11 protein-coding genes are annotated in these 12,800 nt (G+C 59.9%); 7 read left to right on the plus strand and 4 right to left on the minus strand.

Annotation, left to right across the window (positions count from 1 at the left end; genetic code table 11):
* Positions 1–70: 70 nt before the first annotated feature.
* The 3 genes from PH558_RS28450 to PH558_RS28460 are packed head-to-tail and all read right to left on the minus strand — an operon-like array spanning position 71 to position 3,343.
* Complete coding sequence (locus PH558_RS28450) at positions 71–1,123, minus strand: ABC transporter permease (protein WP_285207875.1); 1,053 nt, start codon at positions 1,121–1,123, stop codon at positions 71–73.
* 22 nt (positions 1,124–1,145) lie between these two features.
* Positions 1,146–2,690, minus strand: a complete 1,545-nt coding sequence (locus tag PH558_RS28455) for a sugar ABC transporter ATP-binding protein (RefSeq protein WP_285207876.1) — start codon at positions 2,688–2,690, stop codon at positions 1,146–1,148.
* A complete protein-coding gene (locus PH558_RS28460) occupies positions 2,687–3,343 on the minus strand; it encodes a DUF2291 domain-containing protein (protein WP_095436404.1) in 657 nt (218 codons plus the stop codon). The genes PH558_RS28455 and PH558_RS28460 overlap by 4 nt, the downstream gene beginning before the upstream one ends.
* Positions 3,344–4,237: 894 nt before the next feature.
* On the opposite strand from PH558_RS28460, the gene PH558_RS28465 reads away from it, so the two are divergent.
* The 7 genes from PH558_RS28465 to derI all read left to right on the plus strand — a co-directional run bounded on the left by PH558_RS28465 (position 4,238) and on the right by derI (position 11,533).
* Entirely contained in the window at positions 4,238–5,788 is a 1,551-nt protein-coding gene (locus PH558_RS28465; RefSeq protein WP_285207877.1) for an FGGY-family carbohydrate kinase, read from the plus strand.
* A 76-nt stretch (positions 5,789–5,864) separates the two neighbouring features.
* Complete coding sequence (locus tag PH558_RS28470; protein WP_113407339.1) at positions 5,865–7,376, plus strand: glycerol-3-phosphate dehydrogenase; 1,512 nt, start codon at positions 5,865–5,867, stop codon at positions 7,374–7,376.
* Between the two features lie 27 nt (positions 7,377–7,403).
* A complete protein-coding gene (locus PH558_RS28475; protein WP_285207878.1) occupies positions 7,404–8,336 on the plus strand; it encodes a sugar phosphate isomerase/epimerase family protein in 933 nt (310 codons plus the stop codon).
* A 128-nt stretch (positions 8,337–8,464) separates the two neighbouring features.
* Positions 8,465–9,409 (plus strand): sugar-binding transcriptional regulator, encoded by a 945-nt coding sequence (locus tag PH558_RS28480; RefSeq protein ID WP_285207879.1) that lies wholly within the window; start codon positions 8,465–8,467, stop codon positions 9,407–9,409.
* A 114-nt stretch (positions 9,410–9,523) separates the two neighbouring features.
* Positions 9,524–10,300 (plus strand): DeoR/GlpR family DNA-binding transcription regulator, encoded by a 777-nt coding sequence (locus PH558_RS28485; protein ID WP_095436409.1) that lies wholly within the window; start codon positions 9,524–9,526, stop codon positions 10,298–10,300.
* Positions 10,297–11,067 (plus strand): triose-phosphate isomerase, encoded by a 771-nt coding sequence (locus PH558_RS28490; RefSeq protein WP_285207880.1) that lies wholly within the window; start codon positions 10,297–10,299, stop codon positions 11,065–11,067. Before PH558_RS28485 ends, PH558_RS28490 begins: the two co-directional genes overlap by 4 nt.
* A gap of 10 nt (positions 11,068–11,077) precedes the next feature.
* Positions 11,078–11,533, plus strand: a complete 456-nt coding sequence (gene derI / locus PH558_RS28495; RefSeq protein WP_069615612.1) for a D-erythrulose-4-phosphate isomerase — start codon at positions 11,078–11,080, stop codon at positions 11,531–11,533.
* A gap of 244 nt (positions 11,534–11,777) precedes the next feature.
* Here the strand turns inward: derI and PH558_RS28500 are convergent, their stop codons facing one another.
* Positions 11,778–12,788 (minus strand): polysaccharide pyruvyl transferase family protein, encoded by a 1,011-nt coding sequence (locus tag PH558_RS28500; protein WP_069615611.1) that lies wholly within the window; start codon positions 12,786–12,788, stop codon positions 11,778–11,780.
* Between the last annotated feature and the right edge of the window lie 12 nt (positions 12,789–12,800).

The following is a 12,800-nucleotide window of genomic DNA, read 5'->3' on the forward strand; positions in this document are numbered from 1 at the left end:
AATGCCGGCGAACCGGCGGTCCTTTCTCCGATCGGCATCTCACCGACCGGGGACAAGTCTTGATGCCGTGTCAGCCGGATTTGGTCCGACGACCGTACTGGATGCTGTTCATGAGCACGGCGAGCACGATGACCGCGCCGGTAAAAACCGTCTGCCAATAGGCCGAGACACCGATGATGACGAGGCCATCCGCCAGGAAGCCGATGACGAAGGCGCCCAGCATGGTGCCGCGCACCGTGCCGCGGCCGCCCGTCAATGCGGCACCGCCGATGACGACGGCGGCGATCGCCGTCAGCTCATAGCTGGTGCCGGCATTCGGACCGGCCGAGGTCAGCTGCGAGGACAGGACAAGGCCGGCAATGGCAGCGCAAATGCCCGAAAGCACATAGACCGCAATCTTGACCTGCTTGACCGGAACACCGGAAAGATCGGCGGCGCGCTCGTTGCCGCCGGACGCATAGAGCCAGCGGCCAAAGGCGGTGCGGCTGAGAACGATACCGCAGATGATCGCAAGCACGGCAAGAACGATGACGCCGATCGGGACGCCGGCGAGACGGTTGAAGCCCAGCCAGTTGAAGCCGGTATTGCCGAGTTCGGGGCGGCCACCGAGATTGTTATAGGTAAGCCCGTTCGTCATCAGCAAGGCGATACCGCGGGCGACATAGAGGACGCCCAGCGAAGCGACGAAGGCTGGAACGCGCAGGTAGGCGATGAGCACACCGTTCACCGCACCGACCACCCCGCCGAGAATGCAGGTCAGCACGACCACGGCCCAGACCGGCGGATAGAGGATGACACCGAAGCTCGACAGCGTGACGCCCTGCATCAGGAAGCCGGCAATGCAGCCGGCAAGGCCAAGCGTCGAGCCGACCGACAGGTCAATGCCGCCATTCAAGATGACGAGCAACATGCCGATGGCGAGGATGCCGAAGATCGCGACATGCGAGGCCATGGTCAGGAAGTTGCTGAGCGAGAAATAGTAGGGCGACAGGAAGGAGAAGACCGCGATGATGACGATCAGCGCAAAGAAGGCTCGTCCTTCCAGGATCAGCCGCACGAGACTGAAACTTCGCCGCTGTCCGTTGGAAACTGGCTTTTTATCTGTGATGTTCGTGACTGACATAATCAGTGCTCCATGAATGCAGCTAGTGCGCGACCACTGCTTCGCCCGAGGCGGCCATGATCTTTTCTTTGGTGACGTCAGGACCGAATTCGGCGGAAATCCTGCCGCGGTGCATGACGATGATGCGATGGGCAATGCTGAGGCATTCGGCGACTTCCGAGGTCGAATAGATCACCGCCAGACCTTCCTTGGCGCGCTCGGCGAGCAGCTTGAAAACCTCAGCCTTCGCGCCGATGTCGATGCCGCGGCTCGGTTCGTCGAGCAGGATCACGCGAGGATGGGTTGCCAGCATCTTGCCGATGACGACCTTCTGCTGGTTACCGCCCGATAGTGAGCCGATTGCCGCTTCGCCGCCGTCGGTCTTGATGTGAACCTTGCGGATGGAGTCGCTGACCAGCGACCGCTCGCGACCGCTCGAGGTGAAGAGACCCTTGGTAAAGGCGCCGATGCTGGCGAGCGACAGGTTCGAGCCGACGGTCATCGTCTGAACGAGACCGTCGCGCTGACGATCTTCCGGCACCAGCACCAGCCCCTGCGCGATGCGTCCGGCAATGGACAGACCGCCGACATCCGTGTTGCCGAGGAGGACCCGGCCGCCGCTCGACCGAAGCCGGCCCGCCACACATTCGAGCAGTTCGGTACGGCCGGCGCCCATCAGACCGTAGATGCAGACGATCTCGCCGGCGCGAACCGCAAGCGACAGACGGTCGACGGCGTTATATGCGGCGCCCGACGGACCGGGAACGGTGAGATTGTCGATCGTCAGCGCCACATCGCCCATTTTATGGCCTGCCGGCGGGCTGCCGAGGTCGAAATTATCGCCGACCATGTTGCGCACGATCCATTCAAGATCGATGTCCTTGCGTTCGGCATAGGCGGTCATGTTGCCGTCGCGCAGAACGACGGCGTGATGGGTAATCTGCAGCGCCTCTTCCAGATGATGCGAGATATAGACGATCGACACGCCGCGGTTCGTCAGATCGCGAATGACCTTGAAGAGAACTTCGACTTCGCTGGCGCTCAGCGCCGAAGTCGGCTCGTCCATGATCAGGATGCGAGAATTGACGGAAAGCGCGCGAGCGATCTCGACGATCTGCTGCTGGCCGAGGCGTAGATCCTCGACGAGTGTGAGCGGATCGATGTTTTCTTCCAGCTCTTCCATGAGTGCGCGGGTTTGGCGCTCCTCCTCGGCAAAATCGACCACGCCGCCCTTCATGATCTCGCGACCCATGAAGATGTTGTCGCGGACGCTGAGGTTCGGCGCCAGGCTCAATTCCTGGTGGATGATGGAAATGCCGCAGGCGCGCGCATGCGTGGAGGAGGCAAAGGAGATCGGGGCGCCATCGAGAATGATCTCACCCGATGTCGGCTGGATGACGCCGGAGAGAATCTTCATCAGCGTCGATTTGCCGGCACCGTTCTCGCCGAAGAGGGTGGTGACTTCGCCGCGGCGAATATCGAAATTGACGCCCTTCAGCGCATGGACGCTGCCATAGGATTTGGCGACATTGCGGGCGGCAAGAACGACTTCGCCCGTGGTGGCGCCATTGTGCTGGACCTGGCTCATTTCACATCGACCTTTACCGGGGTGACGAGCCAGTTCTTCGGATTGATGAGCTTGAAAACGCCGACGACCGTCGCCGTCTTGCCCGTCAGCTTTTCCGGATCCAGACTGCCGAGCGTCGCCTTCTTCATCTCGTTGTTGATGGCGGAGCCCGCGTCCTGATATTCGATCTGGTTGGTGAACTGGCCGAATTCGATCTTGCCCGTGGCATCGCGAAGATCTGTACCGTTGATTGCCGGACCTGTTTGGACGCGGACGGTGATGCCTTCAGGCATGCCATCGACCTTGAATTCGTTGAGGTTGGCCTTGCGCTCGCCGAACGTGCCCGTCAAAGAGACGGGAAGGACGGGACCGGTTGTGGTGGCGACGCCATATTTCTCGCCGGCCGCCTTCTTGTCGGCCAGAACCGCATTGGCGAGTGTTAGCGCATCGATAGCGCGCTTTTCGACATCGGCCTGTACCTTCGGGAATTCGGCGGCGCCATAGGTCTCCGGCTGGAAGCCCTGCTCGCGCACATCGTGTTCCGAGCCGATCTTGACCACCTTGGTATCGGCAGCGATGGCGCCGATTACGATCACCACCGCGGCGATGCCGGCGACGATCTTGAGCTTGGAGCCCGTCGGCTTGGCAGTTGCATATTGAGCTTGCGTATTCATGTTCGAACGACCTTGGGCATGTCAGCCGGATTGCCTGATGGAGAAAGGGAGAAAAGTCCGATGTGCCGGCTTAACGGATGCGCGGCTCGCGCGTTCGCACCGTTGAGCGCTCCCCTTGGCTTCGGGCGGTGCCGTCACCGGAAAGGAAATTCAACATCAGGAAGCCTCCTCAGCGTGCGGACGGCTGTCTCCTCCAGTCGCCCATCTTGGGTTCGCAATCGCCGCATCTATGCGACAATTATGATATAAGTGTGTTAACTTCTGCATTTTATATGTTATAAATCTTTGGGGGTGTCAACCGCGATTTAACAGATCCTGTATCCGACCGCGATCTTTGGATCTCAGCGCTTCCCGCCTTTTCACATTCGAGGCTTTCGTTTTGTCGGCCTTCTTCAGAGGTTCGGCGATCGGCATCATTTTGGCTGGCCCGACATCAAATTTTCTTGATAGTCATTTGATATAATTGAAAATTATAAGCAGCCCTTCTGGGCGAGCTCCCTGATTCGATCCGAGAGATCCAGGTCGTTGATCCGTGCTCCTCCCAAGCGTTGTTGCAGTCTTTCCTTGCTGCGGCTTGCCTATCAATCGCATCCATTTTATATGAAAAAAATTACAAGGCCAGAAAAATATTACTGTAACAACGATATGATTATGTTATAAAGCCGCGAGCTGATTGATGGGTCGCGGTTGTGCGTGGGATCCATTGCGTGGCTGGTATCGGGTGCGCGCTGGCGCTTCGTTCGCGATCCTCCCTTTGGGGCGGAGAGTACGATGGCGACGATGGATGTGACCTGGCGTAGATTATGCCCTTGCCCGCGTGGGGAGGAATGAAAATGTTTGTGATGGTTGCCGATACCTCTGCCAGAGGGTGTCGCGTGGTGGAGCTAGCTTGCAATGTCTAAAGGCGACGGGATCATCATCGGGATCGATGCGGGTACCTCGGTTTTGAAGGCGGTTGCCTTCGAGCTATCCGGACGGCAGATCGCTTCGGCTTCGGCGCGCAATCGCTATAAGACGGGAGACGATGGATCGGTCACCCAATCGCTCAGCCAGACGTGGTCGGATTGTCTCAGTGCATTGCGCGGCCTTGGTGAGAAGGTGGGCAACCTTCCCGCCCGAACGGCGGCGATCGCGGTTACCGGACAGGGCGATGGCACCTGGCTCGTCGGCTCCGGCAATGCTCCGGTCGGTGATGCCTGGCTGTGGCTTGACGCTCGCGCGGCATCCACCGTCACGCGCCTGAGCGCCACGGCTGACAACCGCGCTCGGTTCGAGGCGACGGGCACAGGGCTCAATACCTGCCAGCAGGGTGCTCAGCTCGCCCATATGGACCGCTTCATGCCCGAGCTTCTCGATCGGGCAGAGACGGCGCTGCATTGCAAGGACTGGCTCTACCTGAACCTCACCGGCATACGGGCGACCGATCCATCGGAGGCGAGCTTCACCTTCGGCAATTTCCGCAATCGCCAATATGATCCGGTTGTCATCGATGCGCTCGGCCTTGCCCGCCGGCGCTCGCTTCTGCCCGAGATTGTCGACGGAACCGAGATCAGCCATCCTCTGACGGAGGCCGCCGCCAAGGCAGCCGGCTTACGTGCCGGAACGCCGGTCTGCCTGGGTTACGTCGATATGGTCATGACCGCACTTGGCGCCGGCGTTCGCACTGGCGGCCAGAACGCCGCCTGCTCGACGATCGGATCGACCGGCGTACATATGCGCGCCAAGGCCGTGCCCGATGTCCAACTCAACGAAGAGGGGACGGGATATGTCATCGCCTTGCCGATCCCCGGTATCGTCACCCAGGTCCAGACGAACATGGGCGCAACCATCAATATCGATTGGTTTCTCAAGGTTGCGGCGGATTTGATGTCGGCTGGCGGGAGCGAGGTTTCCTATTCCGACCTTATTCCTCGCATCGATGCGTGGTTTGCCGAAGCGCGTCCGACGAACCTTCTCTTTCACCCCTATATTTCCGAGGCCGGCGAGCGTGGTCCCTTCGTCAATGCACATGCGCGTGCCGGCTTTACCGGACTTTCGACGCGGCACGGCTTTGCCGACATGTTGAGGGCCGTGGTCGAAGGGCTCGGCATGGCAACGCGGGATTGCTACGCGGCCATGGGCGACATGCCTTCGGAACTGCGTATCACCGGAGGGGCTGCCCGTTCGCGCGCTCTGCGAGGTTCGCTATCTGCCGCCGTCAAGGCGCCTGTGCGGATTTCGGATCGCGAAGAGGCGGGGGCTGCCGGTGTCGCGATGATGGCGGCCGTCGCGATCGGCGCTTATCGGGACATGGATAGCTGCATTGCCGACTGGGTGGCACCCTTGCTTGGCGAAGCCGAGCCGCCCGATCCGGCAAATGTCGAGCGTTATGATCGCCTGTTCGATGCCTACAAGGACGTGCGTCAGGCGATTGCGCCGGCTTGGGACAAGCTGGCCCAGCACTAGCCAATGATGAAGCCGGCGAGGGGCTTGGCCTTAGAAGATTGAATTGATGATGCCACGGCATCCTTAGGAGCATGACATGATGGAACCGGAAATCTTTGATCTTTTCGTGATCGGCGGAGGCATCAATGGTGCCGGCATTGCGCGCGATGCAGCCGGCCGCGGCCTTTCGGTTATCATGTGCGAGAAGGGCGATCTCGCGGAGGGCACGTCCTCGCGTTCCGGCAAGCTGGTGCATGGCGGCCTGCGTTACCTTGAATATTATGAGTTCCGCCTGGTGCGTGAGGCGCTGATCGAACGCGAGGTGCTGTTGAACTCGGCCAGCCACATCATCTGGCCGATGCGCTTCGTTCTGCCCCATAGCCCGACCGATCGTCCGGCCTGGCTGGTGCGGCTCGGTCTGTTTCTTTACGATCATCTCGGTGGCCGCAAGAAGCTGCCGGGCACGCGCTCGCTTGATCTTCATCGCGATCCGGAAGGGGCGCCGATCCTCGACCAATATTCGAAGGGTTTCGAATATTCCGACTGTTGGGTTGATGACGCCCGGCTCGTTGTCCTCAACGCTCTCGATGCTTCCGCCAAGGGCGCGCAGATCCTGACGCGCACGGCCTGTGTCAGCGCGCGCCGCGATCAGGGGAACTGGCTCATTCAAATGCGTAACGAACGTTCCGGCGAGGTACGGACCGTGCGCGCCCGTGTGCTGGTCAATGCCGCCGGCCCCTGGGTCAACGACATTATCGGCCGTGTCGTCGGCTCGAATAGCCAGCGCAGTGTCCGGCTCGTCAAGGGCAGCCACATCATCGTTCCGAAATTCTGGGCCGGCCAGCAGGCCTATCTCGTCCAGAACCATGACAAGCGCGTGATCTTCATCAACCCCTACGAGGGCGACAAGGCGCTGATCGGTACGACTGATATTCCCTATGAGGGCAAGCCGGAAGAGGTGAAGGCCGACGAGAAGGAAATCGATTATCTGATCACCGCGGTCAATCGCTATTTCAAGGAGAAGCTCCGCCGCTCTGACGTGCTCGAGAGTTTCTCCGGCGTCCGCCCGCTGTTCGACGATGGCAAGGGCAACCCCTCGGCCGTCACGCGCGACTATGTCTTCGATCTCGACGAGACCGGTGGTGCGCCGCTCTTGAGCGTCTTCGGTGGCAAGATCACGACCTTCCGCAAGCTTTCTGAACACGCCATGCAGCGGCTTGCAAAATTCTTCCCGAAGATGGGCGGCGACTGGACGCGAGGCGCCACGCTTCCGGGCGGCGAGATCCCGAATGCCGATTATGTTGCCTTTGCCGATACCCTGCGAGCGGCCTATCCCTGGATGCCGCGTGCGCTCGTCAATCACTATGGCCATCTCTATGGCGCCCGCACCAGGCAGATCGTCGGCAATGCGACGTCGCTGGTGGAGCTCGGCCGGCATTTCGGCGGCAATCTCTATGAGGCTGAGGTTCGCTATCTCGTGGCTTCCGAATGGGCGCAGGCGGCCGAAGACGTGCTGATGCGTCGCACCAAGGAGGGGCTGCGCATGACAGCTGAAGAGAAGGCGGATTTCGCGGCCTGGTTCGACGCCGAGCTGGCACTCGCCGCCTGAACCAACAGACTTGCCGGGAGACCTGAAATGCCCTTGACGCTTTCACTCAACACCAATCCGCTTGTCAATCGCTTTGCCGAGCCGGTCGACCTGATCGAAACGGTGGCGCGCGATCTGCGCATCCGCGATCTGCAGCTGACGCACGAATTCATCAATCCGAGCTGGCAGGTGCCGGTCATTCGCCGCCTGACGCGCGACATGCAGGCGGCATTGAAGCGCACCGGCGTTCGCGTAACCTCAGGCATGACCGGTCCCTATGGCCGTCTCAACCATTTCGGCCATCCCGACAAGGATGTTCGCCGCTATTATGTCGACTGGTTCAAGACCTTTGCCGATATCACCGCCGATCTCGGTGGTCATTCCGTCGGAACGCAGTTCGCAATCTTCACTTACAAGGATTATGACGACCCGGTCCGGCGCGAGGAGTTGATCGAGATTGCGATCGATTGCTGGGACGAGGTGGCCGAACATGCCCGAGCTGCCGGCCTCTCCTACATCTTCTGGGAGCCGATGAGCATCGGCCGCGAATTCGGCGAGACGATCGATGCCTGCCTTTCCCTGCAGGACAGATTGACGAAGGCGCCCTTCGCCATTCCGATGTGGATGATGGCCGATATCGATCATGGCGATGTCACCTCGTCCAATCCCGACGATTATAATCCATATGCCTGGGCGCGTGCCGTGCCGAAGGTATCTCCGATCATTCACATCAAGCAGAGCCTGATGGATAAGGGTGGGCATCGCCCCTTCACGGCGGAGTTCAATGCCAAGGGCCGTATCCAGCCTGAACCTTTGCTCAAGGCTTTTGCCGAAGGAGGCGCCAAGGACAACGAAATCTGCCTGGAACTCTCGTTCAAGGAGCGCGAACCGAACGATCGTCAGGTCATCGCGCAGATTGCCGAAAGCATCGCCTTCTGGGCGCCCCATATCGACACGGGCGCTGGCGACTTGCATATCTAGCCGGTGGGGCGGCCGAGTCCCGATTCCCTGAACGCCAAAATCCTTTCGAGGAGGTAGCCGGATCGGGGCGCTATGGCCGGAGAGAACAGGCGAGGGACTATGCGGAGCGAATTGAAAGGGAACGGACGATGACGGATGCAGATGCTTCGCTCGCCGTGCGGGCGGCCTGGTTGCACTATGCCGGCGGGTTGACGCAGTCCGAAGTGGCGAAACGTCTCGGCGTTCCCTCGGTGAAGGCGCATCGCCTGATTGCACGCGCGGTTGCCGAAGGCGTCGTCAAGGTGACGATCGACGGCGATATCGTCGAATGCGTCGAGCTTGAGATGCAGCTTTCGGCACGCTTCGGCCTGCAATATTGTGAGGTCGCGCCCGATCTCGGCGAAGAAGGCTTCGAGTTTCGCGCGCTCGGTCAGGCGGGCGCCGGCTTCCTGCGGCGTGAGATCGAAAGCGGCAACAACAAGGTGATCGGCCTTGGCCACGGGCGAACGCTCTCGTCAGCCGTGCATCACATGGCGCGCGTCAGCGCCAGGGACTTGCGCTTCGTCTCGCTGCTCGGTGGGCTTACCAGAAACTACGCCGCCAACCCCTATGACGTCATGCATCGCATTGCCGAAAAGACAGGCATGCAGTCGCATGTGATGCCGGTGCCGTTCTTCGCCAATACGCGCGAAGACCGCGACGTGCTGCTTGCCCAGCGCGGCGTGAAAGAAGTCTTCGATCTTGCAAATGGCGCCGATCTCAAGCTGGTCGGTCTCGGCACGGTCGATACCGACGCGCAGCTCGTCTTGTCGGGGATGGTGGAGCCTAAGGAGATCAAGGAAATCACCGCAGCCGGTGGCGTCGGCGAAATTCTTGGCCATTTCTTCGATGCCGACGGCAATATCCTTGAGACCATGCTGACCTCTCGCACATTGTCTGCCTCCTTGCCACGCATGAAAGGTGAGCGGCTGGTGGCGCTGTCAGGTGGATTGCCGAAGGTTGACGCCATCCGCGCGGTCCTCAAGAGCCGCTGTCTCTATGGGCTGATCACGGACGAGAAAACAGCTCGGGCATTGCTGGGGAGCCAGGAGTGATGATGCCTGCGAAAACATGAATTCATCACAATGTAACGAAAGAAATGTTGAATTGTGAGATTTTAGTGTTATATTTCTTGGAGTTCCATTTCGGGCCAATGGCCGGAGTGCAAGGTGAAACGGGAAGAGCGCCAGCAATCGATCATCAATCTGCTCATCGAGCATAAGACCGTCGATCTCGACGATCTGGCGGATCGTTTCGTCGTCTCGAAGATGACGATCCACCGCGACCTCGATGATCTCGAGCAGGCCGGCGTGCTGCGCAAGGTTCGCGGCGGCGCGACCATCGATGCCGGCACCCAGTTTGAAAGCGATTTCCGTTTCCGCGAGCGTCAGGGCCATGACGAAAAGCTGGCGATGGCGCGAGCAGCACTCGATCTGGTCGAGCCCGGCATGACCGTCATGATCAATGACGGGTCCATGGCCGCCGTTTTAGGCGAGATGCTGCTGCAGAAGCGGCCGCTGACGCTGATCACCAACAATGCCGCAATCATAGACCGTATGAGGAACGAAAGCGGCATTATGCTGATCGCGCTCGGTGGTGTCTATTCCGCGAAGTTCAACGCCTTTCTGGGCGTCGTTACCGAGGAAGCCCTGTCGCGCCTGAGAGCCGATATCGCCTTCCTGTCGACGCCGGCCGTTTCCGGCAGGCTCGCCTATCATATGGACGATAACGTCGTGCGCACGAAGCGGGCGATGATTGCGTCGGCAGGCAGGAGCTGCCTGCTCGTCAGCCATCAGCGCATCGGCCATACGGCCCTGCATGTGATGGCCGATCTTACCGACTTCGATGCCGTGATTACCGATCACGCGCCTGATGCCGCCGTTGTCGAGCAATTTCGCCGCGACGGCATCGCCCTTACCATCGCCTCGAACCAGGATATGACATGACAGAGAAGCCTCGCTATTGGGTCGGCACGAGCTGGAAGATGAACAAGACGCTTGCGGAGGCGCGCGCTTTCGCCGAGGTGCTGCACGCCGCCGATATCCTGCGTGACGACCGTATTCAGCGTTTCATCATTCCGCCGTTCACGGCCGTGCGCGAGGTGAAGTCGATCCTGTCGGAAAGCTCCGTCAAGGTCGGTGCCCAGAACATGCATTGGGCCGACCAGGGTGCCTGGACGGGGGAAATCTCCCCGTTGATGCTGAAAGATTGCAGTCTCGACATCGTCGAGCTTGGCCATTCGGAGCGTCGCGAACACTTTGGCGAGACCAACGAAACCGTTGGATTGAAGACCGAGGCAGCCGTCCGTCATGGCTTGATCCCGCTCATCTGTATCGGCGAAACGCTGCAAGATCGCGAAAGCGGCCGTGCAACCGAGATCCTGAGCGAGCAGGTCATCGGTGCGCTAGCGAAGCTCTCCGACGCCCAGAAGCAGGCTGAAATCCTGCTGGCCTACGAGCCGGTCTGGGCGATCGGCGAAAAGGGAATTCCCGCCGAGCCCTCCTATGCCGATGCACGCCAGGCCGAGATCATTGCGGTCGCGCAAAAAGTACTCGATCGAAAGATTCCGTGCCTCTACGGCGGATCGGTCAATCCGCAAAACTGTGAAGAACTTATATCTTGCCCGAACGTAGACGGGCTTTTCATTGGCCGCTCGGCCTGGAACGTCGAAGGCTATCTCGACATCCTCGCCAAGTGCGCCGCCAAACTCTGAGGAGCATACAATGAAGCTTGCTATTGCTGGAGACAGCGCCGGCGAAGGCCTCGCCAAGGTTCTCGCCGATCATCTGAAGGACCGTTTCGAGGTGAGCGAAGTATCGCGCACCGATGAAGGCCCCGATGCGTTTTACGCCAACCTCGCCGACCGCGTCGCCTCCGGCGTCATCGACGGCACTTATGACAAGGCGATCCTCGTTTGCGGCACCGGCATCGGCGTCTGCATCTCGGCCAACAAGGTGCCGGGCATTCGCGCTGCTCTGACCCATGACACCTATTCGGCGGAGCGCGCCGCGCTTTCGAACAACGCCCAGATCATCACCATGGGCGCCCGCGTCATCGGCACCGAGCTTGCCAAGGCAATTGCAGACGCCTTCCTGGCGCAGACCTTCGACGAAAACGGTCGCTCGGCCGGCAATGTCAAGGCCATCAACGAGGTCGATGCCAAGTACAACGCTCGCTGAGGGTGATTTCTGAAGAAAGCGCGGGCGGCTTCCCGTGCGCTGATCGGATGGTTGCCTGCTAGGCTAGATCGAGTCCGACATCAGGCGAAGGCATTTAGCGTGCCTTCGCCTGATTATTTTTGGAATTCTGTTTGGGGATCACGAAACACGCTGCGGGCGGATTGCCTGGCGCCTCAAGCGGCATTGCCCACGTCAGCACACCTTCCCGCCCGAGAGCTTCCGTCAAATAACGTGACACAGCCCGTCAGGCGGCCGGTGCCAATGGTTGTGTGGCCTGATTGCGCGCCCAGGCGATACCGTCTTCGAGCGAGGTCGCGCGGTAGGCAAGATCGGTACCACCGGAAAATGCCGCCATGAACCGACGTATCTTGCCGTAACTGTTATCAAGCACTGCATGCGGCCGTCCAAGCAGGATCGAGCAGATGTGGACATGCAGCCGGTCTGTGACGATCGCGCGGCCGCGGGAGATCTGGCGGATGCCGCGCCGCAAGCGGTTATGCGCGGCAGCGTCGAGCTTGCGCAGCCGTATCTCGGCCGGCTTGAGGGCGAGCAAAGCTGTTGCCGCACCAAACGCCTTGGAGATGCGTACACGCTTGGCGGATTCGGTCGTCCAATCTTCTTTCGGAATATCGGGATAGGCCGAAAGGTTGGCATCTCCGACCTTCTCGAGATCCGATCTCAACATGGCAAGGACGTCAAATTCCGGTTCATCCGGCCGGATCGTTCCGATGCTGAAGGCCATATCCGGGCAAAGACGCACTTCGCAATCGAAGTGCTTATGGGCGAACTCTTTCGATTCTTCGTCGCGCACCAGCAATACGAAATGCTTGTGGCGTCCGATGACGCGGGCGCTTTCCTCTATGCGTGCCTGCGACTTGTAATGGATGGATTGCGGGAACTGGATCACCTGCCGATTGGGAAATCGTTCCAGAACCCGTTCACGAAAGTCCTGATGCGCATCCCAGATGTCGCCGAAATTGCCGCCGCCATGAATGAAGATTGGGCCGGTCGGCATGGTGCGCTCGAGTTGCTCGGGCGAGAAGTCGTCGATCCGCGAGACATAGGTCGGCCGCTTGCCATATCGCCGATTGAGATAGGCCATTTCGCCCAGCCAAATGGCGGAGTCGCCGCAATTGCGGATGTCAGGAAAATCGAGGATCGCCAGCGGCTCATCTTTGCTGATGTAATCCTTCAGGCAATCGTGGATCATGTTGTCCAGTTTCGCGATCAGCTGTTGATTTGATTGTAACGTCATTTCCCCATTCCC

This window comes from Rhizobium pantanalense (assembly GCF_030182525.1).
In the GTDB taxonomy this organism is placed as follows: Bacteria; Pseudomonadota; Alphaproteobacteria; order Rhizobiales; family Rhizobiaceae; genus Rhizobium.

Bases quoted from the DNA above. Each gene is read 5' to 3' on its own strand.
- PH558_RS28450 (WP_285207875.1), bottom strand. From the start codon at position 1,123: ATGTCAGTCACGAACATCACAGATAAAAAGCCAGTTTCCAACGGACAG.
- PH558_RS28455 (WP_285207876.1), bottom strand. From the start codon at position 2,690: ATGAGCCAGGTCCAGCACAATGGCGCCACCACGGGCGAAGTCGTTCTT.
- PH558_RS28460 (WP_095436404.1), bottom strand. From the start codon at position 3,343: ATGAATACGCAAGCTCAATATGCAACTGCCAAGCCGACGGGCTCCAAG.
- PH558_RS28465 (WP_285207877.1), top strand. From the start codon at position 4,238: ATGTCTAAAGGCGACGGGATCATCATCGGGATCGATGCGGGTACCTCG.
- PH558_RS28470 (WP_113407339.1), top strand. From the start codon at position 5,865: ATGATGGAACCGGAAATCTTTGATCTTTTCGTGATCGGCGGAGGCATC.
- PH558_RS28475 (WP_285207878.1), top strand. From the start codon at position 7,404: ATGCCCTTGACGCTTTCACTCAACACCAATCCGCTTGTCAATCGCTTT.
- PH558_RS28480 (WP_285207879.1), top strand. From the start codon at position 8,465: ATGACGGATGCAGATGCTTCGCTCGCCGTGCGGGCGGCCTGGTTGCAC.
- PH558_RS28490 (WP_285207880.1), top strand. From the start codon at position 10,297: ATGACAGAGAAGCCTCGCTATTGGGTCGGCACGAGCTGGAAGATGAAC.
- derI (WP_069615612.1), top strand. From the start codon at position 11,078: ATGAAGCTTGCTATTGCTGGAGACAGCGCCGGCGAAGGCCTCGCCAAG.
- PH558_RS28500 (WP_069615611.1), bottom strand. From the start codon at position 12,788: ATGACGTTACAATCAAATCAACAGCTGATCGCGAAACTGGACAACATG.